General features: G+C 39.4%; 23 protein-coding genes. 10 read left to right on the top strand and 13 right to left on the bottom strand.

The genetic code is table 11. The features are described from left to right. Positions 1-18: 18 nt before the first annotated feature. The 3 genes from uppS to lysA all read right to left on the bottom strand — a co-directional run bounded on the left by uppS (position 19) and on the right by lysA (position 3,264). Positions 19-771: a polyprenyl diphosphate synthase gene (gene uppS / locus I4641_RS13110; protein WP_229640984.1), complete on the bottom strand. Its 753-nt coding sequence runs from the start codon at positions 769-771 to the stop codon at positions 19-21. A gap of 46 nt (positions 772-817) precedes the next feature. Next, positions 818-1,738 (bottom strand): diadenylate cyclase CdaA, encoded by a 921-nt coding sequence (gene cdaA / locus I4641_RS13105; RefSeq protein WP_229640983.1) that lies wholly within the window; start codon positions 1,736-1,738, stop codon positions 818-820. Positions 1,739-1,854: 116 nt separating this feature from the next. Beyond that, positions 1,855-3,264 carry a diaminopimelate decarboxylase gene (gene lysA, locus I4641_RS13100; RefSeq protein ID WP_229640982.1) on the bottom strand — a complete coding sequence of 470 codons (1,410 nt, stop codon included), beginning with the start codon at positions 3,262-3,264 and terminating at the stop codon, positions 1,855-1,857. Between the two features lie 153 nt (positions 3,265-3,417). Between lysA and I4641_RS13095 the strand changes: the two genes are divergently transcribed. The 5 genes from I4641_RS13095 (at position 3,418) to trpA (ending at position 8,111) form a co-directional block, all read left to right on the top strand. After that, the gene (locus I4641_RS13095) at positions 3,418-3,978 is read left to right on the top strand and encodes a GNAT family N-acetyltransferase (RefSeq protein ID WP_229640981.1); all 561 of its coding nucleotides are present in this window, start codon (positions 3,418-3,420) and stop codon (positions 3,976-3,978) included. Positions 3,979-4,089: 111 nt separating this feature from the next. Continuing rightward, complete coding sequence (locus tag I4641_RS13090) at positions 4,090-6,561, top strand: ATP-dependent Clp protease ATP-binding subunit (RefSeq protein WP_229640980.1); 2,472 nt, start codon at positions 4,090-4,092, stop codon at positions 6,559-6,561. 173 nt (positions 6,562-6,734) lie between these two features. Continuing rightward, a complete protein-coding gene (gene ndhL / locus I4641_RS13085) occupies positions 6,735-6,965 on the top strand; it encodes an NAD(P)H-quinone oxidoreductase subunit L (RefSeq protein ID WP_229640979.1) in 231 nt (76 codons plus the stop codon). A 9-nt stretch (positions 6,966-6,974) separates the two neighbouring features. Further along, complete coding sequence (locus I4641_RS13080; RefSeq protein WP_229640978.1) at positions 6,975-7,280, top strand: DUF3007 family protein; 306 nt, start codon at positions 6,975-6,977, stop codon at positions 7,278-7,280. Between the two features lie 36 nt (positions 7,281-7,316). Further along, positions 7,317-8,111: a tryptophan synthase subunit alpha gene (gene trpA, locus I4641_RS13075; RefSeq protein WP_229640977.1), complete on the top strand. Its 795-nt coding sequence runs from the start codon at positions 7,317-7,319 to the stop codon at positions 8,109-8,111. Positions 8,112-8,131: 20 nt separating this feature from the next. Here trpA and I4641_RS13070 read toward each other — a convergent pair whose 3' ends face one another. The 5 genes from I4641_RS13070 to I4641_RS13050 all read right to left on the bottom strand — a co-directional run bounded on the left by I4641_RS13070 (position 8,132) and on the right by I4641_RS13050 (position 15,200). Then, positions 8,132-8,404, bottom strand: a complete 273-nt coding sequence (locus I4641_RS13070) for a helix-turn-helix transcriptional regulator (RefSeq protein WP_229640976.1) — start codon at positions 8,402-8,404, stop codon at positions 8,132-8,134. Between the two features lie 677 nt (positions 8,405-9,081). Next, positions 9,082-9,807: a triose-phosphate isomerase gene (gene tpiA, locus I4641_RS13065; protein ID WP_229640975.1), complete on the bottom strand. Its 726-nt coding sequence runs from the start codon at positions 9,805-9,807 to the stop codon at positions 9,082-9,084. A 160-nt stretch (positions 9,808-9,967) separates the two neighbouring features. Beyond that, on the bottom strand, positions 9,968-10,675 hold the full coding sequence (locus I4641_RS13060; protein ID WP_229640974.1) for a TVP38/TMEM64 family protein: 708 nt from the start codon (positions 10,673-10,675) through the stop codon (positions 9,968-9,970). 308 nt (positions 10,676-10,983) lie between these two features. Continuing rightward, positions 10,984-13,191: a Tex family protein gene (locus I4641_RS13055; RefSeq protein ID WP_229640973.1), complete on the bottom strand. Its 2,208-nt coding sequence runs from the start codon at positions 13,189-13,191 to the stop codon at positions 10,984-10,986. A gap of 509 nt (positions 13,192-13,700) precedes the next feature. Then, positions 13,701-15,200 carry a hypothetical protein gene (locus I4641_RS13050; RefSeq protein WP_229640972.1) on the bottom strand — a complete coding sequence of 500 codons (1,500 nt, stop codon included), beginning with the start codon at positions 15,198-15,200 and terminating at the stop codon, positions 13,701-13,703. A 322-nt stretch (positions 15,201-15,522) separates the two neighbouring features. Between I4641_RS13050 and I4641_RS13045 the strand changes: the two genes are divergently transcribed. Continuing rightward, on the top strand, positions 15,523-18,108 hold the full coding sequence (locus tag I4641_RS13045; protein WP_229640971.1) for a DUF3536 domain-containing protein: 2,586 nt from the start codon (positions 15,523-15,525) through the stop codon (positions 18,106-18,108). A 154-nt stretch (positions 18,109-18,262) separates the two neighbouring features. Here the strand turns inward: I4641_RS13045 and I4641_RS13040 are convergent, their stop codons facing one another. Then, a complete protein-coding gene (locus tag I4641_RS13040; protein WP_229640970.1) occupies positions 18,263-19,255 on the bottom strand; it encodes an aspartate carbamoyltransferase catalytic subunit in 993 nt (330 codons plus the stop codon). 156 nt (positions 19,256-19,411) lie between these two features. Between I4641_RS13040 and I4641_RS13035 the strand changes: the two genes are divergently transcribed. From I4641_RS13035 to I4641_RS13020, 4 genes are all read left to right on the top strand, one after another. Continuing rightward, entirely contained in the window at positions 19,412-19,807 is a 396-nt protein-coding gene (locus I4641_RS13035; protein WP_229640969.1) for a hypothetical protein, read from the top strand. Positions 19,808-19,854: 47 nt separating this feature from the next. Beyond that, entirely contained in the window at positions 19,855-20,265 is a 411-nt protein-coding gene (locus I4641_RS13030; protein ID WP_229640968.1) for a hypothetical protein, read from the top strand. A 43-nt stretch (positions 20,266-20,308) separates the two neighbouring features. Next, positions 20,309-20,743 (top strand): dUTP diphosphatase, encoded by a 435-nt coding sequence (gene dut / locus I4641_RS13025; RefSeq protein ID WP_229640967.1) that lies wholly within the window; start codon positions 20,309-20,311, stop codon positions 20,741-20,743. Between the two features lie 325 nt (positions 20,744-21,068). Then, positions 21,069-22,343, top strand: a complete 1,275-nt coding sequence (locus I4641_RS13020) for a glycosyltransferase family 4 protein (RefSeq protein WP_229640966.1) — start codon at positions 21,069-21,071, stop codon at positions 22,341-22,343. Positions 22,344-22,407: 64 nt separating this feature from the next. Here I4641_RS13020 and larB read toward each other — a convergent pair whose 3' ends face one another. The 4 genes from larB to I4641_RS13000 form a co-directional block, all read right to left on the bottom strand. After that, complete coding sequence (larB, locus tag I4641_RS13015; RefSeq protein WP_229640965.1) at positions 22,408-23,172, bottom strand: nickel pincer cofactor biosynthesis protein LarB; 765 nt, start codon at positions 23,170-23,172, stop codon at positions 22,408-22,410. Between the two features lie 26 nt (positions 23,173-23,198). Next, complete coding sequence (ispE, locus tag I4641_RS13010) at positions 23,199-24,149, bottom strand: 4-(cytidine 5'-diphospho)-2-C-methyl-D-erythritol kinase (protein ID WP_229640964.1); 951 nt, start codon at positions 24,147-24,149, stop codon at positions 23,199-23,201. Between the two features lie 78 nt (positions 24,150-24,227). Beyond that, entirely contained in the window at positions 24,228-24,791 is a 564-nt protein-coding gene (locus tag I4641_RS13005; protein ID WP_229640963.1) for a hypothetical protein, read from the bottom strand. A gap of 112 nt (positions 24,792-24,903) precedes the next feature. Next, positions 24,904-25,521 carry a hypothetical protein gene (locus I4641_RS13000; protein ID WP_229640962.1) on the bottom strand — a complete coding sequence of 206 codons (618 nt, stop codon included), beginning with the start codon at positions 25,519-25,521 and terminating at the stop codon, positions 24,904-24,906. Positions 25,522-25,554: the final 33 nt, after the last annotated feature.

Genomic DNA, 25,554 nt, shown 5'->3' with positions numbered 1-25,554 from the left:
AAAAAGAAAAGTAATAGATTACTTAACCTTACCAAAACGGCGATCGCGTTGCTGATAAGCTTGTAAAGCCTTATGAAATTCGAGGCGATCAAAATCTGGCCACAATGTAGAAGTAACGTAAATTTCAGCGTAAGCCATTTGCCAGAGCAAAAAATTACTAATTCGCATCTCTCCGCTAGTACGAATCAAAAGATCGGGATGGGGAATACCTTGGGTATATAAGTGCTGTTCGAATAACTCTTCGTTAATTTGCGATGAACTTAAGTATCCTTGTTCTATTTTAGTTGCGATCGCTTGACAGGCTTGAATAATCTCTTGTCTACCACCATAGTTAGTAGCAACGGTAAATTGAATACCCTGATTATCTTTCGTATCTTCCATCGAGCGATCGATTTCTTGGCGCAAAGAGTCTGGTAAATCTCGTAAGTTACCTACAAAGCGAATTTTTACATTTTCCTGTTTCATTTCTTGCAATTCTCGTCTGAGTACTCTTTCAAACAGAGTCATCAAAAACTGCACTTCAGTATGGGGTCTGCCCCAATTTTCCGTAGAAAAAGCATAAGCAGTCAGGGCAGAAATCCCCCAATCTTTGCAACAACGTAGCAAATCTTTTAGAGCATCTACCCCCTTTTGATGTCCGATGATACGGGGTTTTCCCTGATTTTTAGCCCAACGACCATTACCATCCATAATCACCGCTACATGGTGCGGTAGAAGGTTTCTGCTCAAATTCGCAGGAAGTTGTGACAAAGTAACTGGCTCTAGGCTCATTTTCTAAATATTTAACATTGAACAATCGATCGTCAAACAATTAAGTTTAATTTTTCTTACGAAAATCTGATGGTCGCAGACTGAGCAGGCGTTCTAGCAAAATTTTACCTTGAAAACCAATCTTACGACTCAGACGCACTGCTGCATCTCGCTCTACTATCGGAGTAAATCTATCTTGCAATAGCTCTTTCAGTTTACTACTCGTTAGGGGTCTATTTAACGTTCCTTTTTCCGCTAAAGAAATCGAACCAGTTTCTTCAGAAACAACAATACACAAACATTTTTCGATTCGTTCAGTAATTCCCATCGCAGCTCGGTGACGAGTACCTAACTGACGAGATGCAGTACGTTCGGAAAGGGGAAGAATAACCGCTGCTGCTAATATTCTCGAACCACCAATCAAAACCGCACCATCGTGTAACAAAGTGCTGGTTTGGAAAATAGTTTGTAAAAGTTCTTTAGAAACCTCGGCGTTGAGACTTACTCCTGGAGAAACAAAATCTTCTTCTTCCAAAGATCCTGTAGTTTCCATTAGTACCAAAGCTCCCGTACGGTTCTGAGAAAGTTCTTTGACTGCCTCTACAATGCGATCTATAACGCTGTCTGGTTGAGTTCTAGGTCTACCCGAACTCTGAAATAATGGCAGTATTTCTCCTCGCCCAATCTGTTCTAGAAAACGACGAAATTGAGATTGAAAGATTACTGCCATTGCTACAGCAGAACCTAAAACTAGTTTTTCCAATAAAAATTTGAGCAGCTTTAGTTCCAATTGCCCGCTAACGACTGTTGCCAACATCAGGACAATAAAACCTCTTACCATCCACAAGCTACGCCTTTCCCCTTCGCCAATAATTAACAGCAGGGCATAACTGAGGGCTAGTACTAAGCCCAAATCGATTATATTGACTAAATCTGGCAACCAGGAAAGAACCCGATCTAAGTCAGGAACAACACCCGACAATGACATTATTTTAATTACTCGGCTAGGAATGGTTAGGGACAACCTCGAATTCAAGGTTTTAACAGATATTTCAACACTTACACCAGCATACTGTTTACAGTATGCTGGCTTCTATACTAAATCTACTTTTCTTGTTTTACCAGTCTTTCAGGGAGACGATCCCGCTCAATTAGATTGTGATAGGTTTCTCGTTCGATGATTAAATTAGCTTCTCCTTGATAAACTACCACCGCAGCAGGTCTGCCAATGCGATTGTAATTGGATGCCATACTATAGTTGTATGCTCCCGTATCCAAAACTACCAAAATATCTCCTGGTTCGGTTTTGGGTAACTCAGCATTCTTGATTACGACATCCCCTGATTCGCAGTGTTTTCCTGCTACCGTGACTTTTTCTTCGAGAGGGCTAGACATTCGATTAGCAATCACCGCACGGTAAACTGATTGATAGGTAATGGGACGAGGATTGTCAGACATTCCCCCATCTACTGCAATATAAGTATTAAAGTCGGGAATTTCCTTACGGCTACCTACGATATAAGCCGTGACACAAGCCGAACCAATCAAAGATCTTCCAGGTTCGGCAATTAATCTGGGTAAGGGTAAACCAGCATCGTTACAGGCTTGTTCGATAGAAGTGCTAACAGCCTTTACCCATTCAGAAATACTTGGAGGATCGTCAGATTCAACGTATTTAATGCCCAATCCACCACCAACATTAAGAGTTGTTACGGGCAAACCATAACCTTGAGCTTTTCGCATCCAATCAACTAATACACCTGCTAAATCTTTGTGGGGTTGGCGTTCAAAGATTTGCGAACCGATGTGAGCGTGCAAACCAATACAGCTAATGTTTGCTTGCTGGGATAAATAGGTAAATACTTCTGATAGTTGATTGGGGTCGAAACCAAATTTACTATCTAAATGCCCCGTGCGAATATATTCATGGGTATGACATTCAATTCCAGGAGTAAGGCGAATCATAATCGGAACTGGCTGCTTGCTCTTGTCTGAGGCGATTTGCGACAAGGTTTTTAGTTCTAGCCAGTTGTCTACCATGATGGTGCAGCCAGTTTCGACAGCAAATTCTAGTTCGGCAGCAGATTTGTTATTGCCGTGAAAGTAGATTTTGTCTTGGCTTACTCCTGCTTCTAGAGTGGTGTGTAACTCTCCGCCAGAAACTACATCAAAACCAATATCTTCGCTATCGATGATGCGACAGACAGCCATACAACTCCAGGCTTTGGAAGCGTATATTACCTGAGATTCTCCGCCATAATAAGCGGCAAAACTATCGCGATATTGCTGACAAGAGGTTCTTAAAGTAAATTCATCCAATATATATAAAGGCGAACCATATTTTTCTACCAATTCTTGTAGATCGCAGCCACCAATTTCTAGACTATCTTTCTCGTTGACCTTAGCTGTTAAAGGCATTAACTCTTGATTGGGAGAAGGAGGAAGGTTCAGATCTGTGACTTGTGGAACATAACGATGTCCAGTATTTGGTAAACTGCGATCAGTCGAAAGCATAATTTTTGTCTTTTTTTAACGAACAGAGTAAAGTTTGGCAATTATCTATTCTCTAGTCTACAGTTAGCAGATGTCAAAAAACAGGTAAAAGCAATGAGATTGGGTGAAAATTTTAACTCGTAATTCTCTCAAAAAAAGTAGATTTTAGTTTTCGTGAAGATTTTAGAAACTCAACTTTTAAGACCGTCTCAAGTAAGCCAAATAGTAGCTTTAGATCGCATTTGCCTCGGGGGCTTATGGACGGCAGAAGGATATTTAAGAGAAATTGATAGCCCTAATAGTAGCCTGTTGGTTTTAAATCTTAGCGATCGCAATTCAACCAAATCTAATAGCATTATGGTGGGAATGGCTTGCTTGTGGTCGATCGTGGAAGAAGCTCACATTACTTTACTGGCAATTCATCCCGATTACCGCCAACAAGGATTTGGCACTCTCCTGTTACTATCTCTATTAAATAATGCGATCGCTCGTAAACTTGAATGGGCTACTCTGGAAGTCAATGTCAATAATTTTTCAGCAATTAATCTATATAAAAAATTCGGTTTTGAAGTAGTAGGAAAAAGAAGAAAATATTATTCATCGACGGGGGATGATGCCTCGATCCTTTGGCTGAAAAAACTACAACAGCCTGATTTTAAGACTGCTTTGATCCAATGGCAGCAAAGTTTAGCGACTGATTTAAGTGAAAATAACTACTATTGGCACAAAAGTTAAAACTGTTAATTTTAATACCGTATTTTCCCTCCCTATAAGCAGAGTCAGTAAAGCAATAGGCTGTGCTAGAATCACCATACACGGGCAAGCAGCAGGTGGATGGTATAAGACATGTTTGAACGCTTCACAGAGAAGGCAATAAAAGTAATTATGTTAGCCCAGGAGGAAGCACGCCGCCTGGGTCATAACTTCGTAGGAACTGAACAAATCCTCTTAGGTCTAATCGGAGAGGGGACTGGAGTCGCAGCCAAAGTTCTTAAATCGATGGGAGTCAATCTTAAAGATGCTCGCATTGAAGTTGAGAAAATCATCGGGCGCGGTTCTGGTTTTGTGGCAGTGGAAATTCCCTTTACACCAAGAGCCAAAAGGGTTTTGGAATTATCTTTAGAAGAAGCACGCCAGTTAGGTCACAACTATATTGGCACAGAACACTTACTTCTAGGGCTAATTAGAGAAGGAGAAGGAGTTGCTGCTAGAGTCCTCGAAAACCTGGGCGTAGACCTGTCCAAAGTCCGCACTCAAGTAATTAGAATGTTAGGAGAAACTGCCGAAGTTGCTGCTGGTTCTAGTGGCACTCAGGGTAGAAACAAAACTCCCACTTTAGATGAATTTGGCTCAAATTTAACTCAAATGGCAGGGGAAGGAAAACTAGATCCTGTTGTAGGCAGACAAAAAGAAATTGAGCGTGTAATTCAGATTCTTGGTAGACGTACTAAAAATAATCCCGTCTTGATCGGCGAACCTGGGGTTGGTAAAACTGCGATCGCCGAAGGCTTGGCCCAACGCATTGCAAACAAGGATATTCCCGACATTCTCGAAGAAAAAAGAGTTGTTACTCTTGATATCGGTTTATTAGTAGCTGGTACTAAGTATCGAGGGGAATTTGAAGAACGTCTCAAAAAGATTATGGACGAAATTCGTCAGGCTGGAAATGTAATTCTAGTAATTGACGAAGTACATACTCTAATCGGTGCGGGTGCAGCAGAAGGAGCAATTGATGCAGCCAATATTCTTAAGCCAGCTTTGGCGAGGGGAGAATTGCAGTGTATTGGTGCAACTACCCTGGATGAATATCGCAAACATATCGAGCGAGATGCAGCCCTAGAACGTCGCTTCCAACCCGTACAGGTTGGCGAACCATCTGTAGATGAGACTATTGAGATTCTCTTTGGTTTGCGCGAACGTTACGAACAGCACCATAAATTAAAAATATTAGACGAAGCATTAGAAGCAGCAGCCAAGCTGTCAGATCGCTATATTAGCGATCGCTTTTTACCAGATAAGGCGATCGATCTTATCGATGAGGCTGGTTCTCGCGTTCGTTTGATCAATTCTCAACTTCCTCCAGCAGCTAAAGAGTTGGATAAGGAGTTAAGAGAAATATTGAAACAAAAAGACGATGCGGTTAGGTCGCAAGACTTTGACAAAGCAGGAGAACTGCGCGATCGTGAAATGGAAATCAAAGAAGAAATTCGCAACATTGCTTCCACCAAGAAGAATGAAGATGATGGTGGCGAAGAGTCTCCCTTTGTTGATGCCGAAGAAATCGCTCACATCGTGGCATCTTGGACTGGAGTACCAGTTAACAAAATTACCGAATCTGAATCTGAGAAATTAATGCACATGGAGGATACCCTTCATCAACGCATTATTGGGCAAGAAGATGCGGTTAAAGCTACATCTCGTGCCATTAGACGGGCTAGAGTCGGCTTGAAAAATCCGAACCGTCCGATAGCAAGTTTTATTTTCTCTGGTCCTACAGGTGTGGGTAAAACTGAGTTAACTAAAGCTCTGGCAACCTACTTCTTTGGTTCTGAAGACGCGATGATTCGCCTCGATATGTCTGAATATATGGAACGCCATACAGTTTCTAAACTGATTGGTTCTCCTCCAGGCTATGTTGGCTATAACGAAGGCGGTCAACTAACCGAAGCCGTACGCCGTCGTCCTTATACAGTCGTCTTATTTGATGAGATTGAAAAGGCACACCCCGATATCTTCAATATGCTATTGCAAATTCTTGAAGATGGTCGCTTAACCGATGCTAAAGGCAGAACAGTAGATTTTAAAAATACCCTATTGATTTTGACTTCTAACATTGGTTCAAAAGTAATCGAAAAAGGTGGTGGTGGACTTGGTTTTGAGTTTGCCGACGATCAGGCAGAAGCTAAATACAATCGTATTCGTTCTTTGGTCAACGAAGAACTAAAAAGCTACTTCCGTCCAGAGTTTCTCAACCGTCTCGATGAAATTATCGTCTTCCGTCAGCTAAACAAAGACGAAGTGAAAGAAATCAGCGAACTATTACTCAAGGAAGTATTCCAACGCTTAACTGAGAAAGAAATTACTTTAGAAGTAACAGAAAAGTTCAAAGAGCGATTGGTAGACGAAGGATTCAATCCCGCATACGGTGCGCGTCCTCTACGTCGAGCCATTATGCGTCTTTTGGAAGATGTTCTAGCTGAAGAAATCCTTTCTGGGCGTTTGCAGGAAGGAGATACTGCCACAGTGGATATTGACGAAGATAAAAAAGTCAAGATTATTCCTCAAAAAGATAAGGTAGAACTTCTGCCTTCTTCTTAATTGACGAGGAACAATTGAATGACTCAAATGAAATATTGGATAGAGACTCAACAATCTCTATCCTTTTTTTTGAATTAGGTAAGAACTCAAACTAAAATGCCAAACGAGAAAGTATTGACAGTTGCCCTGCTAAAATATCTATATCGGAAATGTTTTTACAGCTAAAAACAATTATGCTACTTACAGAAACTAATTTAGTTGCTTTGTTATATCTGGTTTTGAGTGGCACGTATCTTTTGGTGCTACCAGCCTTAGTCTATTTGTATCTTAAAAACCGTTGGTATTCTGCAAGTTCAATCGAACGGTTGATTATGTATTTATTTGTTTTCTTAAGCTTCCCTGGAATGCTTTTGCTTAGTCCTTTCCTAAATTTCCGTCCCAAACGTCGTGACTTACAAGCTTGAAATAACAATATGCGCAGAATTGATGCACTTGGTATTGGTCTTGGGGTGTTTATCGCAGCAGGATTAGTTTATCTAGGACTACAGATTTTTGGACTAGATGGTATCAAAGCAGGAATTTGGACTCAGGCTCTTTTAGTTGTTGGTTTAGTGGGTTGGTCTTTAACTTATCTATTTCGAGTAGGTACTAAAAACATGACCTATAATCAGCAACTCAAAGACTATGAAGAGGCTGTCATGCAAAAACGTCTGGAAGAAATGTCTCCTGAAGAGTTAGCTCAATTACAACAAGAAATTGAGCAAGAAAAAGAATCGTAGAAATTAAGACCATAACATTTAAGTTAATTCCGCCTCATGAAATCTGTTGCTCGTCGTTTTCAACAATTAAAAGAAAATTCTCAATGTGCTTTAATTCCTTTTATCACTGCTGGCGACCCAGATTTGGAGACTACCGCCAAAGCTTTGGAAGTTTTGGCTCAAAACGGTGCGGATATGATCGAGCTAGGCGTCCCTTATTCAGATCCTCTAGCTGATGGCCCAACTATACAAGCAGCAGCTACTAGAGCTTTAGCTAAGAACGTTCAGTTAGATGATGTGTTGGCAGTGGTTAAGCAAGTAGCTCCTAAAATAGAAGTTCCGATTATATTATTTACCTATTACAATCCTATTTATTATCGTGGAATCGAATCTTTTTTACAACAGGTAAAAGATGCGGGAGTAAGTGGTTTGGTAGTTCCAGATTTGCCTTTAGAAGAGGCTGAGATATTGCTAGAACCCGCCCAAAAAATGGGTATTGAGGTAACATTACTAGTTGCTCCCACTAGTTCTCCAGAGAGAATAAAGGCGATCGCAACTCAATCTCAAGGCTTTATTTATTTGGTTTCTGTAACTGGCGTAACGGGAGTTCGCTCTCAGATGGCAGCAAATGTAAAAGATCTGCTAGCAGATCTACATAACACAACCGATAAACCCATTGGAGTGGGTTTTGGTATTTCTAGTCCCGAACAAGCAAAACAAGTGAAAGATTGGGGAGCTGATGCTGCGATCGTCGGTAGTGCGATCGTCGAAAGATTGGCAAATGGAACGACCGAATCTGGATTGAAAGCGATCGCTGAATTTTGTTCCTCTCTCAAACAAGCAATATCATAATTGACTACATATAACTATAACTATGATGTACCGTTGCTAACGCTGTTAGAACCATTAGGTGGTAGCAGAGAGTTTGGTAACTCTTCAAAATTTTTCTTAACTGCTCGGCAAAATTCTTTCATTTGCGCTACCGTCATGGTGGGTTCTGCTTGTCCTTTTTCCCATCTACGAATGGTGGATACTGCTACTCCAATTTCTCTAGCTAATTGTTCTTGAGATAGTTTAACGTTCAATCTCAACCTTTTAAAAGGAGAATTGGTTTTTTGATGTTCAGCTTTTTTAGGTCTGGTCATAGTAATACGAAATTGGTTAATTAGAATAAAGCGAGATCGATCTTGATTTTTGTCAATAAAAATCACATATACTGAAATTCAATCAATATAAGTAATAAACTTTTTCTGATTGTCAGGTCATATTTTTCTGACTCCCATCAAATAGAAAGCTATTGACAATTTATCTAATCCTGCATTGCTATTTGAATAAAATATAAGTAGGTAATTGAGCTTAAAAACATAGCATTCAAAAGACTTCTTGAAAGAGATAGCAGTACTTGAAAAAGTAAAAGAAAGTCTCTAGAGACATTTGTGCGCTCGATTTATACGCTCAATTTTGTCCTATACTAACAAAAAAAATAAATAACACTATTAGCAAAAATACCGAAATTTAATAATAGTAAAAAATCCTATCTCTAAGTAATATCAAGAGATTTACTACTTAAGTAATAACTATTTAATTAAATAGTTAGCAATAAAATATCAAGTTAATAAATAAGTATTTATTCTGAAGCGAAACCAAAATATACTTGATACTAAATAAGTTATTTATCACTCAAAAAATTGATAATTAATAGTCTGAGGCAGTTAATATAAATAGCTCCACTCGAAACAAAAGAGTTTTCTAATATTTATTACTCTAATTTTAATTTATTGCAAAAGAGCGTGGAACTACTTAATTGCCTCAAAGTCATTAATTATTGATAATTAACAATTCGTGCGAAGCTTGTCGCCTCTAGACTTGCTCCACCAACTAAAGCCCCATCAATTTCTGGTTGACTCATAATCTCATCAACATTACTAGGCTTAACAGAGCCACCATATTGAATTGAGACATTTTTATTATCTAATTGTTGTCGGATAACACCAATAACTCGATTAGCTTCGGTTGATTGGCAAGTATCTCCCGTACCAATTGCCCAAATAGGCTCGTAGGCAACGATCAAATTATTTTGATCGACCCCAATTAAACCTTGTTTTAATTGGTCAATAATAATATTTTCTGTCTCACCTGCGTCTCTTTGTTGCTTGGTTTCACCAACACAAAGAATAGGTTTGAAGCCACATTTTTGGGCGGCTTTTAATCGCAAGTTTACTGTTTCGTTTGTTTCTCCAAAGTATTGTCTACGTTCGCTGTGACCTACAATTATGTAAGTCACTCCAATTTCTTGGAGCATATCCCCAGAAATTTCGCCAGTATAAGCTCCTTCTATCTCCCAATGAATATTTTGCGCTCCCAACATTATTCTCCCCCCATGTAGATTCTTCGACATGACGGTTAAAGAAGTAAAAGGCGCGCACAACACAATTTCTCTACCTTCGGTGGTATTTTCGATTTTTGATTTGAATTGTTCCACAAAAGCCAAGGACTCAGCCTGGTTTTTGTGCATTTTCCAGTTTCCAGCAATAACTATTTTTCGCACAATCTAAACAACATCTTAAATTATCTGCAAACCTCAGTTTAAGGCTTTGTGGGGGATTAAGGCTAGATTATGAAAAATGATTCACAATGGTTTCATTTCTACAGAAGCAGAGAAAGTTACTAACAACTAAAAACTTTAAAAATAAATAAAAGCGATCGCTTTATTTGGAGCGATCGCTTTTGCGTTTTACGATCCGTTGAGAGTTTCGACGATGACTACCTTTCGCTTTTCTTTGGCGATACCAAGTTGCACCACCTACAACCATTCCCGTGAGGGCAAAAGCGCACATTAACGGAACAATATTACCTTGAGAAAGTTGACTGATGCCAGCACCCATCATCACAAAGGGTAATACTCCTGGTAAAGTACCCAACAAAGTGCCGAGAAAATAGTCTTGAAATCTAATAGCAGTCAAACCAGCAGTGAAATTAACCAAACCATAGGGAATAATGGGCAGTAAACGAATAGCAAACACATAGAATACGCCACCCTGACGTATTTCTGCATCCACGTTTTCCCATTGTCCTGTGAGCTTTCGAGTAATAAATTCTCGACCAATAGTGCGAGTAAAACCAAAAGCAGCGATCGCCGCAGTTAATGCTGCTATAGTAGTCCATAATGTTCCCCTCCAAACGCCGAATATCGCCCCTCCAGTTAAATTTAGTGGGGTAGAAGGCAATATAAGTAGAGTGCAAACAGTATAAAGAGCAATATATATGATTGGGGCAAGTAGACCCATTGGTTCCAGGCAGCTTTGTAGATACTGGCGATCGATACCAACAACAAATACAGTACCTCCAATTGTAGCCAGAATGCAGATAATTGTTAGAAGCAGAAAACTATTCTTAAATTTTTTTGGTAAAGACACCTAGTTACTGGATGTATTGATAGTAAACAATTATATAATGGGACAAAACACCCCAAAGCATCTGCTTTGAGTGTCTTATGCGGTTCGATTGCATATTAGAACTTTTGCAAAAGTTTTTTATGATCAGATCTCTGAACTTTAGGAAAAAAGTAAAAATAATGAGGCAAAATCCTGATAGAGTAATGGTTTTACTTGAATAACAGCTCTAACCGCCAGAATTTGATATCAGCTAAATTGATATCAATTACAGACTAGGCGCAAGATCTAAGTCAGACGTCTAATGTCAGCAGATCGATATTCTACAACAATTAACCTGCTTGTTTAATAGACAAACCGATGCGTTTGAGTTTCTGATTGACTTCTAAAACTCTAACTTTGACGACTTCTCCCACCTTGACGACTTTATTGGGATCGGATACAAAGCGATCGCATAATTGAGATATATGAACCAAACCATCTTGATGTACTCCGACATCGACAAAAGCACCAAAGTTAACTACATTAGTTACGACTCCCTCTAAAATCATTCCCTCGGTTAAATCGCTGATTTCAGCAACACCCTCTTTGAAGGTGGCATATTGAAATTGTTCTCTTGGATCTCTTCCTGGTTTTTCTAATTCTGCGATCGCATCCTGTAAGGTAGGTAAACCTATATCCTCCGTCACAAATTGTTTTAAATCTAGGTTTTTCAGTTCGTTTCCTACAGTGGTAATTTTATCTAAGGATACTTGAAGGCTTTTCGCTATTTGTTTGATTACTGGATAGCTTTCGGGATGTACTGCGGTATTATCCAGAGGATTTTCACCGTTACGAATCCGCAAAAATCCTGCTGCTTGTTCGTAAGTTTTTTTACCTAATTTTGCTACCTTAAGTAATTCTTTTCTATTTTTAAATGCTCCTTGTTCGTTGCGATAAGCCACGATATTATTAGCAATTGTTGCAGATATTCCCGACACAAAAGTCAACAATTCTTTGGAAGCCATATTAAGATCGACACCTACATAATTGACGCAACTTTCGACACTTTCTTCTAGCTTTTGTTTGAGTAATTTTTGATTAACGTCGTGTTGATATTGTCCTACACCAATAGATTTGGGATCTATTTTGACTAACTCAGCCAAAGGATCTTGTAATCTTCTGCCAATACTAATTGCTCCCCGCAGTGTAATGTCGAGATCGGGAAATTCTTCACGAGCAACATTACTTGCAGAATAAATAGATGCGCCAGATTCATTGACAATTACCTTAATTGGTTTGGGAGACAGCGCGTTGCGGAGGTTCCCTCCGTTGTAGCGACTGTCGAGGGTGGGCTCAATTTGTTTTAAAACTTCTCCGATAAATAGATCTGTTTCCCTAGAAGCAGTACCGTTACCGATCGCAATTAATTGGATATTATATTGACTAATAAAATCTTTGACTATTTGTTCTGCTTGCTTTCTTTTACTTTCCCCCGTATGAGGAAAGATCGCCTGATATTTGAGATATTTTCCCGTATCCGATAGTACTGCTACTTTGCACCCAGTACGAAAGCCAGGATCGATCGCCAGAGTGGGTTTCATTCCCGCAGGAGAAGCTAATAAAAGGTTGCGTAAATTGGCTTCAAAGGTTTGAATAGATTCAAGATCGGCATAGTCTTTGCGATCGCTTCTAATATCCCTGATTAGAGAAGGCTTGAGCAAACGATTGAAAGCATCTTTGAGCATTCCCTGATAAAATTCTTTTAATTCCCTCGCTTTGGTATTAATAACCTTTTGCTCCAGGTAAGTCATCACTTCCGACTCTTCAAAAGCAATATCGACAGTTAAAATACCTTCGCTTTCCCCCCGATACAAAGCCAATACATTATGAGGAGGAATTTTACTCACCCCATAACTATAATCGCGATACATTTCATACTTGGTACTCCCTTCTGGATGCTCTTGCTTAACTTTAGAGACGAAGAAACCTTTTTTGAAGAGATATTTCCGTAAATAAGCTCTAATTTCAGCATCATCGGCTATCTGCTCTGCTAGAATGTCTGCTGCTCCTGCTAAAGCCTGTTCTGCTGTCTCTGCTCCTTTTTCTCCATCAATATATCGCTTTGCTTCTGCAATCAAATCAACATTTCCTACCTGGGGTTTATTATGAACCTCGATCCAGACAGCTAAAGACTCTAATCCCTTTTCCTTGGCAATCATTGCTCTCGTGCGTCGTTTGGGTTTATAGGGTAGATATAAGTCTTCTAATTCTGTTTTATTAAAACAATTGACTATCTTCTGCTTTAGTTCGTCAGTTAACTTACCCTGTGCCTCAATTTCACTTAATATCTTCTCCTTACGCTTTCCTAGTTCATCTAGATAGGTATATCGTTCAAATATATCCCGTAACTGCACTTCATCTAGAGAGCCTGTTTGCTCTTTTCTATATCGAGCCAGAAAAGGTACTGTCGCCCCCTCTAACCAAAGATCCAAGGCATTACTTACATTATGCAGGGACAAAGAGAATTCTTGAGCTATAAGCTTAGGAATGTCAGTCATAGAAAATCAGGATTGAGCCAAAAGAAACAATTTCAATTATATATTTTCATTATCTCGAAATAACTTTAAGATAAAACATCGTTCGCTCTTAATTTTTACTGATTAAAACCAGTAGAATACACCAAAGATATATTAAGTCACATAAAGCTATGTAAACTAAAGTTTCTTTTTTTAATTATTTTTCAACTATTTAGATAGTATTGTTGTACAGGGCAAAACCAATTGGAAGCTGTTTTTGGTATCTAATTAATCGATCCCCAATTACTTCTTATAAATTAGCTAGTAAATTTTTTGGTTTTAACTGTAAGTTATCAATTAATTTAGGAAATGAAAAGTCATGAAAGTTTCTTCTAATTTAGGACAATCAATTCCATTAGCTATACTTCTCGCTCTTACTAGTATTAGTGTAATCGTTTTGATGGCGATCGCTAGTAATGCAATATAGGTAATGTAGTATAGATAAATTCGATCTATTTACAAGAGGGTTTAATTGCTTCAACCTGGAGCAATTACTTGTTATTGGACGATCGATTATCTTCTTTTTCCACATAGGGTACGATACCGATTACTTTGTCAGACTTAGCACAAACTCCTCGAAAAGCCGAACGAATGCGATAAGTATAGTCTTGCTCTGGATGAAACCATGCGGTGTAACCAAAAGTATAAGGATATCGATTGGGCAAACAGATATTTTCTAATGGTTTTATTTGTGCCATGGCAAGGCGATCTATTTTTTTGTCTTTAAATTTATCTAGAGTGTTAAAGCTGGGCTGAAGATAAATATAATCAGTTTTGATCCCAACAATAATTAGGGCAATTAAAGATATTAATCCTAAGTAACGGGGATTTATTAATCTGCTTTGATAATTTGCGACCAGATATAAATTCAGAGAAATTAAAACAATCATCCAGTACATAAAATAGCGCAATTCATGAGACTGGGGAAAGTTGGCTGCAAACAAGGACATAATTAAAACTAATATTCCTGCCCGATAGGTATCGCGGTTAGAGTTAGTAACGATAGCATAAATTAATAAGACAACCTGAAATATTACATAAGCACCAAAAAAGCCCCCCATACGGTTGCGATCAATATCAGCACTATATAAGTCATGATTCCAATAGGCGGAATTAACATCAAGTATAGAATAAAGCCACCTTTGAGCTTTCGGTGCATTAGCTAAATAACCAGGGGCTTCGCTGTACAGAGGCAAGGCGTGGTTGAGAACTTTTCCTGCAATTTCGATTCTGACAGGATAAAAAGGATTGCCGTGAGTAACAATATTTTTAATTGGCGTAGCAAAGATTAATAGAGAAGCAAGCATCCCAATCGGTATAGCTTTTAATAACCAGGTAGATATTTTTGATTGTTTAAAATGCCAGTGCAACCAAACAATTCTCAAGACAATAAAACCCAATACCAAAAATACTAAAGGCTCTAATTGGGGCTTGCTATTAGATGCACCAAAACTAGAAAAGAATATTACTAATAAATCTGTTGTCGTTGGTAACTTTTGCTCTTTAAATAGAACGTAAGCCATCATAATTGACATGGCAAGAAAAATATTACCCAACAAGTCCACATAACAGTTAACCGCGTGGGCTTGAATTAAAGGGACGCCTAGCAGCGCGATCGCCGTAAGATAATAAGGTACTTTAAAATAAGCTTTGAGAAAATAGCCATACAATACTAGGCTAAAAAATCCAACCAGATTAGCACTCTGGACTCTTTGAGTAATCAACCAAAGAAAACCCTGAAAAAACTCGCCCAAGAGAGGAAAACCGTCAAATCTTTCCTCCATATGGATAAATTGCTCTCCTGGCACAATCCCCCAAATTCTGGCTGCAAAGGGCAGGTGATAGCCCCAAGTATCATAAGTCTCATCAACATCGATCCAACCTTTGAGCAAGATCCCCAGAGTAACCAAAAAAGCGATCGCTTTGAGGATAGATTCCAATCCCCATCTAGTTTTTTTAAGCTGAATATTTTTTTTATCGGTAGTTTCCATAATGGCTAAAGATTACAATTTATTAGTTAATTTTTAGCTATCAAAAAAATACCAGTACTAAATACTAATTATTACCCTGCGATCGCCCAAAGATCGTAAATAGCTAATATTTAATTTTTCTAAAAGTTTGTTGACTTATCTTACAAAGCAACAATTTTGAAACAAACTAAGTTTAAATAAAAGACACAAACTACTCCGCAGATCGAGTTGAACCGCACTCAAGTAATATCCTGGCTTTCCTTTTTACTTTTCAGGAATCTCACCTATATTTATTTGATTTTCAATTATTAAACCAAACTAAATCTTTAAAGCATATTCTTCTATGGTATCTACTGCACCGCAAGTTGCTAATCAAGCAGTCCAAAGTACGACGCAAACCCACAGCGATCCCCTCAAAACTGCCCAAGGAGTTTACATTACAGTCCACGGTCATTTTTATCAACCCCCTAGAGAAAATCCCTACTTAGACACGATTGAAAGGCAACCCAGCGCGCAACCATATCATGATTGGAATGAACGCATTCATTATGAATGTTATCGTCCCAATGCCTTTGCTCGGATTCTCAATCACAACCAAGAATTAATCGGGATCGTTAATAACTTTGAATATTTAAGTTTTAATATCGGTGCGACTTTAATGTCATGGCTGGAAAAGCACGATCCCGAAGTGTATCAGCGTATCTTAGAAGCCGATCGCAAAAGTAGCGCGAGATTAAACGGACACGGCAATGCGATCGCCCAAGTATACAATCATATTATTCTGCCCCTAGCCAATCAACGGGATAAAATCACCCAAATCCGTTGGGGAAAAGCAGATTTTCGCAACCGTTTTGGACGAGATCCCGAAGGGATGTGGTTGGCAGAAACCGCAGTTGACTATTCTACCCTAGAAGCCTTGATCGATGAAGAAATTAAATTTATCATTCTCGCCCCTTCCCAAGCAGAAAAATGTCGTCAGATGGCTACGGCAGAAAAAGAAGCAGGAAAATGGGATCGAGTAGGCGGATCGCAGATCGATCCCACCCGTCCCTATCGCTGTTTTATAGAGGAAGATCGCTATATCGATATCTTCTTTTATGATGGTCCCATTTCTCGGGATCTAGGATTTAATGATGTCTTAGAATCAGTGGACAATTTCTCTGCTAGATTGGGACAAGCCGTTAGAGGGGACAATCGCCAATCTCAGTTAATCCACGTGGCTACCGATGGCGAAACTTTCGGACATCATAAAGGTGGGACAGAAAAATGTATTGCCTATGCTTTGAGCCAGCAATTTGCCGATAATGGCTGGACAGTTACCAACTACGCTCACTACTTGAGTATCTGTCCTCCTACTTGGGAAGTTGTGCTAAAGCCCGTAACCGCATGGAGTTGCGCCCACGGCGTCGATCGCTGGCAGGATGATTGTGGTTGCGCCAGTGGTGGCGGTTGGCACCAGAAATGGCGCAGACCTTTGCGAGATTCTTTAGACTGGCTGCGAGATAAATTAATCGATGTCTATCAAGAGACAGGAAGCAAGTTTTTCCGCGATCCCTGGTTGGCAAGAAACGAATACATTCAAGTATTGCGCGATCGCTCTACTAAAAATATAACGAAATTTCTACAACGCCATCAACTGCAAGAGCTATCCTCAGAAGAAAAAATTGATGCCCTGCGTCTGTTGGAAATGCAGCGTCACACTTTGTTGATGTATACCAGTTGTGGCTGGTTTTTTGAAGAAATATCCCGTCCTGAAGGGGTGCAAATTTTGCGCTATGCTACCCGTGCCTTAGAATTGGCGGGAGAAATAGCAGGAATCCATCTCAAACAAGAATTTATCGACCGTTTAGCCCAAGCTCCCAGTAATGTGGCAGTTTTTGGGGATGGTAAGGAAGTATATCAGCAGTTAGTCGCCCCTTCTCAAATCGGTTTTCAGCAAGTAGCGGCTCATTATGCCATAAGTTCTTTATTCACCAACTATCTCCCCGAAGAGCAAGTCTATTGTTATCAAGTCGAACAGTTAGATTATCAAAAACAGCAGATGGGTACGCTGACTCTGGCTGTGGGACAGATAAAATTAACCTCTGAGATTACCTGGGAAAGTCAGCATATTGTCTTTGCTGTATTGCATTTAGGCGGTTGGGATTTCCACTGCTGTATCGATAATTTTTCTGGTCGTTTGGCTTATGCTGAATTAAAACAGCAGTTATTTGGCAATATCAAACAGGCTAGTATTGCTGGGGTAATTTTAACGATGAACAGTCGAATGGTAGGCAGTCAATCTTTTAATCTACAAGATCTGTTTGCCGAAGAAAGACACCGTATTATTCGATTGCTCGCTGCTAAAACCAAAAAACATCTCGACCAGCTTTATACTCAGGTATACCGCGAAAACTATAGTATGTTAGCAGCTTTTCAACGAGAAGAATTACCAGTCCCTCAAGAATTAAAAGTAGCTGCGGAAATAGCCCTGTCTTATCGTTGTTCGGATACGGTCAAAAATTTAGCCAAGGCGATCGAAGAACCTCTGGAAATAGATAGTTGTTTGGCAGAATTAAACGCAGTAGCCACCGAAGCGCAACACCTCCACTCTCGGTTAAATATACCCGAAGCAAAAGCAATTTTAGAACAGACAATTGTCCGTTTGTTATGGCAACTGCTTTATGATGGCGATCCCAGTACCTTAGAAGAAGATGTGGCGACTTTAGAAACCGCGATCGCTTTGGGAGAAAAACTAAATCTTGGTTTGGCTTTAGATCGCCCCCAGGAAATATATTTCAACTGTCTCCATCAGCGTATTGTACCCGACTGTATTATTTCCCATAACAGTTCAGAACGTAATAGTTGTCCTTGGAATATTAGACAAATTAAACCCTTACTAAAACTAGGTCAAACTCTAGCGATCGACGTTAGTAGTTGGTTGGATTAATAACTAAATCTTAGTAAAGTGCGATCGCTTTTTTGATTGAAGATAATTGAAAAGGCGATCGCTTTTTTAGCGATTATAATAACTATTTATTAAAAATCATGTAGCCTAAATATCATCTTGGTAATACCGAAGGTTTAATTTGGGCAATCAACAATTAACTATCGCTAATTCCAATTAAATACAACAAAGCCATGCGGGTTGAGACTCCGCTAGTAACCTGCTGAGAAATTAAACTTAAATCTGGATCGTCCATTAAATCAGAAGTAATCTCTACCCCTCTATTTGTAGGTCCTGGGTGCATTATCTTGACATCAGATTGACAAATTTTAAGGCGATCGCGAGTAATGCCAAATAGGTTATGATATTCCCGCAAACTAGGAATAAAATTAGCCGTCATGCGTTCTTTTTGCAAACGCAACGCCATCACAAAATCTGCACCTTCTAAAGCAGGATCTAATTCCCAATGAACAAACAATTTATCTTGATTTTCTTTATCTATCAGTTTTAAAAATTCTTTAGGTAGCAAAGTTGGTGGTGCTGCTAAATGAACTTCTGCCCCTGCGGTAGTTAAACTATAGATATTAGAACGAGCTACCCTAGAATGAAGAATATCCCCCACGATCGCGATTTTCTTTCCCTGGAGTAATTCCATTCGAGGATTATCTCGATCTAGTAAAGAAGTCAGAGTAAATAAATCCAATAAAGCTTGGGAGGGATGTTGGTGCAAACCGTCTCCTGCATTGAGAATTCTGACTCCAGAGTTCAAACGATCCATTTCATTTGCGATCGCCTGGGGGACTCCTGCTTCCTTATGGCGAATCACCATAATGTCTGCACCCATTGCCAAATAAGTCTTTGCCGTATCTAAAATAGTTTCTCCTTTGGTTAAGGATGAATTCCCAGGAGAAAAATTCAAAATATCTGCGGAAAGTCGTTTTGCTGCTAGTTCAAAGCTACTACGAGTCCGTGTAGAAGGTTCAAAAAACATATTTGCCACAACCCTCCCCTGGAGTGCAGGGACTTTCTTAGTTCTTCCTGAAAGTACTTTTTGAAATCCCGCAGCAGTCTGCAAAACCGTATTATATTCTGTCGCTGAAAAGTCCATCAGCGACAGAATGTGTCGTCTCGTCCAGGTATTCGTTGACATATTAGTTAACATTAATTAGTTAACAGCAGTAATTAAATTGCGAAAGCACTCATCAGAGTACCAGTTAAAGTCAAAAGGAACAAGATAGATCCTTGGTTGTTCCAGCGATCGAGCCAGGGAGTGGTATTTTGATAAAATCTAGCGTAGAGGATTATCATGAAACCAACTTTTAAAACTCCTTTAGCTTGGGAACAAGCCCAAGCATTAATGCAGCCCGCATTACTACGAGTAGTAGATAATATTCGCAAAGAATTAGAATCATCGAATTGGAAAGGAACATACAAGGAAGTTACTACACCCATTCCTGGCTATCATCTTTGTTTGAGTCGTCCCAATTACCAGGTGGAAATTGATATTTGGGAATTGTGTTATAAAGTTTGTTTCCAACAATACGAGCCAATTCAACATATCTTTAGCTACGAAGACGAGACGGCATATCCCGTGGAGATAGATACTCGGTTGATAGACGATTTCGGCGAAATAGATTGGCAACTACTGGAATCAAAAGCCCAGCAGTTTGTGAGAAAAGCTTTTAGCAATTTGCCAGAATAACAAATTATCGATCGCGCAATAGTAGAAATTTAGAGCAAAATTTTTAGATGAACCTAATTAAAAAAAACTGGATATACTGCCTTTGTCTGGCATTTTTCTGTCTATGGGGGATATCTCCCGTCAATGCAGGAGTTTTGAGTAACAAAGACTTGACTGTGTCCGTAGGTAATCAACAATCTTGGACTGGTAGAAATGGTACGGGCAACCTGAGTTATTATGGATGCGATCGACAGTGCCAGTGCATCTATCTCACTGGAGGAAAAATTACCTGTCGCAACGGAGTTTGTCAGACTGTTTGGCAAAATAAAGATTATTCCTACGTTTTGTCTTCTCCCATTACCAACCCCCGCACTTACCCTGAAACCCCCACTACTTTGACTATATATTCTGAGTCTGGGGTGATTTCTGAAGCGGAATTATATCCCAAGCCTTTTGATAATTTGGACTCGCGAAATTAATCGCTATTCCCAATATTTTATCGATCCCATCCCATTTATTACTATGAATATTGAAATTATCAAACTCAACCAAGCTGCAATTGTTCCCTACTATGCTCATCCAGGAGATGCGGGGCTAGATCTTTTTTCTATTGACGAAACAGAAATTCTCCCAGGAGAAACAAAATTGATTAAAACAGGAATTGCGATCGCTCTACCTCCCCATACAGAAGCACAAATACGCCCTCGTAGTGGTTTGGCATTAAAACATTCAATTACGGTATTAAATTCTCCTGGAACAATTGACGCTGGATACCGAGGAGAACTTGGGGTTCTTTTGATCAATCATGGAAAAAAAGCTTTCAAAGTGTTTTCAGGAATGAAAGTTGCTCAAATGGTTGTCGCTCCAATTTTTAAAGCCAATATAACAGTAGTAGAGCAATTAAATGATACTTCCAGAGGCTCTAATGGCTTCGGATCTACAGGAAAAACACAATAGTAATTACGACAATATAGCATACAAAAAAATATTTTTTATATTTATATACGACTGAAAATAGTCTCTTATGCACTAAAAAAGAATTGATGACAATTTTTTTTACTATTGAATCAATAGTTATAAAATATTTATTGAAAACCAAAAAATAGGAACTGCATTATATTTATAATTATTTCATAAACATTAAGCAAATCTTAAGTTACTCAAATAAACTCTGACCTTAGACTTATAACGGAGGTAAGATGCACTTTAAAAGGTGCGTTTATATAATGGCTTTATCTCGGTAAACCATATAGATTAATTAATAAGAATTACTGCACCAGTCATGTTATTCAAAAGTAGAGGAAAAGTAGCTCTCATCTCCGTTCATGGAGATCCTGCGATAGACATTGGACAAGAAGAAGCGGGCGGTCAGAATGTCTACGTTAAAGAGGTAGGAGAAGCCTTAGCTCGCCAAGGTTGGCAGGTAGATATGTTTACTCGTCGCAGCAGTGGTGAGCAAGCGGAAATCGTTCAGCACGGTCAAAACTGTAGAACAATTCGTTTGACAGCCGGTCCTCAAAAATTTGTTCCCAGACAGAAAATATTTCATTACTTACCAGAATTCCTTCAAGCATTTTTAGATTTTCAGCACGAGCAAAAAACCATTTACCCCCTAATCCATACAAATTACTGGCTTTCAGCCTGGGTGGGCATGGAATTGAAAAAACGTCAAGCTATCAGACATTTGCATACATATCACTCCTTAGGGGCAGTCAAATATAGTTCCATAGACGCAATTCCTTTAATTGCGAGGACTCGTTTGCGGATCGAACGACAATGTTTAGAAACGGCAGATACTATTATTGCTACATCTCCTCAAGAAAAAGAGCATATGCGATCGCTGGTATCAAAAAAAGGAAATATTATAGTTATTCCTTGCGGTACAAACATTGATTGTTTCGGTAGTGTTGACCGTATAGCAGGTAGAGCCAAAATAGGCATCAAACCAGAAGAGAAACTGGTGATGTATGCAGGACGTTTTGACAAACGTAAAGGAATCGAAACTTTAGTCAGAGCAGTCGCTCAAAAAGAGGTAAAACGCCACGAAAAGCTCAAGTTGATGATTATCGGGGGTTATACCCCTGGTGAGAAAGATGGTCTAGAAAAAGAACGTATTACTAGTATTGTCAAAGAATTAGGCATTGAAGATATTACTGTATTTGCGGGCAAAGTTCGTCATGAAGATTTGGCATACTATTACGCTGCTGCTGATGTATGCGTCGTTCCCAGTTACTATGAACCCTTCGGTTTGGTAGCTATTGAAGCTATGGCTTCTCGAACTCCTGTAGTAGCCTCCAAAGTAGGGGGGTTAAAATTCTCTGTAGCAGATGGAGAAACTGGATTGTTGGTAGCTCCTCAATCAGAAACAGATTTTGCTTTAGCAATTGATTCGATTTTATCTGATTCCCAATGGCGCGAAGAGTTGGGTGATAATGCCAGAACAAGAGTAGAAAATAAATTTAGTTGGGATGGTGTTGCTAGTCAATTAGATGGAGAATATCTGTCTGAATTAAGCAATTTATACCAAGAATTGGGATTACTCGTACCCGCAGTATAATTTCAACTTTAGGACGACTAACAGAGAGAGGACCTACATCTATATGTACGTCCTCTCTCTATTTTTATCTGGAAATCTTTTTTGCAGTACGTAAAATTTGTCCTGCAAGGATAGCTGCACCAAAGCCATTATCTATATTTACTACGCCAATACCAGCAGCACAGGAGTTGAGCATAGTCAAAAGTGGTGCGACACCGCTAAAGCTTGCACCGTATCCCACACTGGTAGGTACAGCAATAACGGGACAGTCTGCCATCCCTGCAACGACGCTGGGTAATGCTCCTTCCATTCCTGCAACAACAATCAAGACATCTGCATTGTAAACAACATCGCGATTGCTCAATAGACGATGAATTCCTGCTACCCCCACATCCCAGAGACGAGTTACGGCAAAACCACAAAGTTCCCCCGTGACAGCTGCTTCCTCTGCCACGGGAATATCGGCAGTGCCAGCAGTCAGAATAGAAATTTTCCCTATTTGACTAGGGGTTTTGGGGGCAGACAAGGCGCAGATACGAGCAGTAGGATAATACATCAGATCGGGAATTGTTTGCTTTAGTTGCTGATATACCTCAGCTTCAATACGAGTAGCCATGACTACTCCATCGTCCTGTCTCATCAGATTGATAATCTTAGTAATTTGTTCGGGGGTTTTATCCGCACCCCAAATCACTTCGGGAAAGCCCGTTCTCAACTGCCGATGACGGTCTATTTTGGCGAATTCTTCCAGGGTTTCAAAGGGTAGATCTTTTAGTTTGTCTAAGGCTATTTCGGGGCTTATTTCGCCATCAGCGATCGCCTGGAGAAGTTTTTTTAATGAATCTGTCATGAGCTATGGAACGTTGGTCATTAATATTAGTTGGAAGATAATACTTGAATGCCTTTGCTGCTTAACTTGGTTATCCAGAACTTGAGGTGAGGATCCCTAATCTGACTTCTAACTTGTTGCTCTGAGGCGATCGCTTTTGACTCTGATTCGCACAGAGCAAATACTGTTGGTCCCGAGCCTGACATCATTGTACCTAATATGTCTTGGGCTGCGAAAGCTGCTTTTAATGCTGCTACCTGAGGATATTGAGGTAAAACGACTTTTTCTAAATCGTTATAGATTTGTTTACCAATTTCTGCACTATCTTTATGGGCGATCGCTTTTAATAAAGGGCTAGAATGTACTTTAGCAGTGCGAGATTTGACTCCTTCCGCATCGGAAATATAAGAATCGTTATATTCCTGGCGATAAGTTTGATATGCCCAAGGAGTAGAGACGCTAATATTGTCGTATTTCGCCAAAACCACCCACATATCAGTTAAATTTTTCAGACTGGCTAGTTTTTCACCCCTTCCTGTCGCGATCGCCGTTCCTCCAGAAACACAGAAAGGAATATCCGAACCCAGTTTTGCTGCCAAGTCTTGTAATTCTGGTTGAGTTAAACCCAATTTCCAGATCAAATTGATTCCCACTAATACCGCAGCAGCATTGCCCGATCCCCCAGCCAAACCTGCAGCTACAGGAATATTTTTCTTAATTTTAATCGTAACCCCGCCATAATTGGCGTGGACTTCGGGAAAAGTATCGAACATTAATTTAGCAGCGCGATAGGCTAAATTAGTTTCATCTTCTGGTACTTCAGGATGATCGCACTTCAGATAAATCTCTTGAGTATCGCTAGCTTGAATATCAATTCTATCCGCTAATTCCACACTTTGAAGAACCATTACTAGCTCATGAAATCCATCAGGGCGATCGCCAATTATTTCTAAGAGAAGATTTATTTTTGCTGGTGCGAGTAGGGAATAAGACTGCATATTACATTTGAGAATTTAGCCACCTGAATTACTATACCCTTCATTGAACATTAAACATTTAACATTTATCCCCTCTTTTTAGAGATAGAAACGAGAGTAACCGAGAATATAAAATAAATCGATCGCGATGACAATTCCTTTTGTCCAAGGTGAATTGAGCAAACCAATCGCAATTGGGTTGACTCCTAATACTAAAGCCATTTCAACAAATGCGACATATTTACCATAGTGCCTAGTATCCCAATAGGAAAAAGGGCTAATAAAACGATAGTTGCTAAAGGGATAGAAGTGGCGATGGGCGTCATCATTATGTACGGGTAAGTCTAATAAAGAATGACACACCATGCTGATACACAAAAACATCGCGGGTTTCCAATCTAGATAGTAAAAAATTATTGCGCCAATTATCGCCAAGGGAATAGAGTGAAATAAAGCGATCGTATTTTGCCAAAAAGGTTCGTAATAACCTTCCGACCATATTTTACCTTCGGGCATTTTATAAATAAACTTGGCTACAAAATAAAAAATAAATATAGGGATGTCGGGTAAAATCGCACCCAAAGCGATCGCAATATTATTTTTTGGCGCGATCGTCTTTCCTAATAGAGCTAGATTGAGAATGTAATGACCGGGAGTATTCATTATATTGAGTAGCAATTATCATACTGTCTATCTCAACATAACTTGGCAGCAAATTTTAGCAAAAATTTGCTAAAACAATACTCATGAAAGGCGAATTACTCCAAGACATTTTTTAAATTTCAGATGCGGGTAGAACATAAAAAGCAATGCCTCCATCATTTCCTTCTAATCTAAAATCAGGAGAATCGATATATTCATCTCTCTCCGCAACCGAAGGAGTATAAAAATGAGCGTCAAGACTTTGATTATAAAAACGATATAAAGGTACTGTTCCCTCTATTTGAGTTGTATAGCCATAGTATTCGATACCTTCAAGAGTGTAATTAGGCAAATTTTCCACAACCGAATCTTTTTCAACTTCAGAAATTGTGTAAAGATGAACTCCTGTATTCGAGTTGTATAAACGATAAACTGGGTCAATATTGCTAGCTGCGGTGATGCCCGTTAATTCGTCTTCCACAGTATTATCTGGAGGTTCGGCGGGAGCGATAAATGAGACTCCTTCTAGTTCGTATTGAGGCAAATCTCGAACTGTGTCTTTCTCCAATTCTGAAGTGGTATAAAACTGAAGATTGAGATCGGTATTTAACAGACGATAAACTGGCTCTACTTCTACTCGCACTTCATCAATCGGTCTTATGGATGTATCAGGTGGCGGATTGAAATAATCGGGTAAACGTATATCATCACGAGTTCTGGGGGTGTCTATACCAGGGTAAGAGCATCTCAAACCCTATTGACAAAAGGATTGTAGAACAGTCAT

The sequence above is a fragment of the Waterburya agarophytonicola KI4 genome (genome assembly GCF_020640915.1).
GTDB classification, from domain to species: domain Bacteria; phylum Cyanobacteriota; class Cyanobacteriia; order Cyanobacteriales; family Xenococcaceae; genus Waterburya; species Waterburya agarophytonicola.
The sequence above is the reverse complement of the archived record's forward strand: the minus strand, read 5'-3'. Positions and strand labels throughout refer to the sequence as shown.

What these genes read in the sequence shown, in the direction of transcription:
- I4641_RS13020 (WP_229640966.1), top strand. Translation starts at nt 21,069, where the DNA reads ATGTTATTCAAAAGTAGAGGAAAAGTAGCTCTCATCTCCGTTCATGGA.
- I4641_RS13005 (WP_229640963.1), bottom strand. Translation starts at nt 24,791, where the DNA reads ATGAATACTCCCGGTCATTACATTCTCAATCTAGCTCTATTAGGAAAG.
- I4641_RS13090 (WP_229640980.1), top strand. Translation starts at nt 4,090, where the DNA reads ATGTTTGAACGCTTCACAGAGAAGGCAATAAAAGTAATTATGTTAGCC.
- larB (WP_229640965.1), bottom strand. Translation starts at nt 23,172, where the DNA reads ATGACAGATTCATTAAAAAAACTTCTCCAGGCGATCGCTGATGGCGAA.
- I4641_RS13050 (WP_229640972.1), bottom strand. Translation starts at nt 15,200, where the DNA reads ATGGAAACTACCGATAAAAAAAATATTCAGCTTAAAAAAACTAGATGG.
- trpA (WP_229640977.1), top strand. Translation starts at nt 7,317, where the DNA reads ATGAAATCTGTTGCTCGTCGTTTTCAACAATTAAAAGAAAATTCTCAA.
- I4641_RS13030 (WP_229640968.1), top strand. Translation starts at nt 19,855, where the DNA reads ATGAACCTAATTAAAAAAAACTGGATATACTGCCTTTGTCTGGCATTT.
- dut (WP_229640967.1), top strand. Translation starts at nt 20,309, where the DNA reads ATGAATATTGAAATTATCAAACTCAACCAAGCTGCAATTGTTCCCTAC.
- ispE (WP_229640964.1), bottom strand. Translation starts at nt 24,149, where the DNA reads ATGCAGTCTTATTCCCTACTCGCACCAGCAAAAATAAATCTTCTCTTA.
- lysA (WP_229640982.1), bottom strand. Translation starts at nt 3,264, where the DNA reads ATGCTTTCGACTGATCGCAGTTTACCAAATACTGGACATCGTTATGTT.
- ndhL (WP_229640979.1), top strand. Translation starts at nt 6,735, where the DNA reads ATGCTACTTACAGAAACTAATTTAGTTGCTTTGTTATATCTGGTTTTG.
- cdaA (WP_229640983.1), bottom strand. Translation starts at nt 1,738, where the DNA reads ATGTCATTGTCGGGTGTTGTTCCTGACTTAGATCGGGTTCTTTCCTGG.
- I4641_RS13070 (WP_229640976.1), bottom strand. Translation starts at nt 8,404, where the DNA reads ATGACCAGACCTAAAAAAGCTGAACATCAAAAAACCAATTCTCCTTTT.
- I4641_RS13045 (WP_229640971.1), top strand. Translation starts at nt 15,523, where the DNA reads ATGGTATCTACTGCACCGCAAGTTGCTAATCAAGCAGTCCAAAGTACG.
- I4641_RS13040 (WP_229640970.1), bottom strand. Translation starts at nt 19,255, where the DNA reads ATGTCAACGAATACCTGGACGAGACGACACATTCTGTCGCTGATGGAC.
- uppS (WP_229640984.1), bottom strand. Translation starts at nt 771, where the DNA reads ATGAGCCTAGAGCCAGTTACTTTGTCACAACTTCCTGCGAATTTGAGC.
- I4641_RS13055 (WP_229640973.1), bottom strand. Translation starts at nt 13,191, where the DNA reads ATGACTGACATTCCTAAGCTTATAGCTCAAGAATTCTCTTTGTCCCTG.
- I4641_RS13035 (WP_229640969.1), top strand. Translation starts at nt 19,412, where the DNA reads ATGAAACCAACTTTTAAAACTCCTTTAGCTTGGGAACAAGCCCAAGCA.
- I4641_RS13080 (WP_229640978.1), top strand. Translation starts at nt 6,975, where the DNA reads ATGCGCAGAATTGATGCACTTGGTATTGGTCTTGGGGTGTTTATCGCA.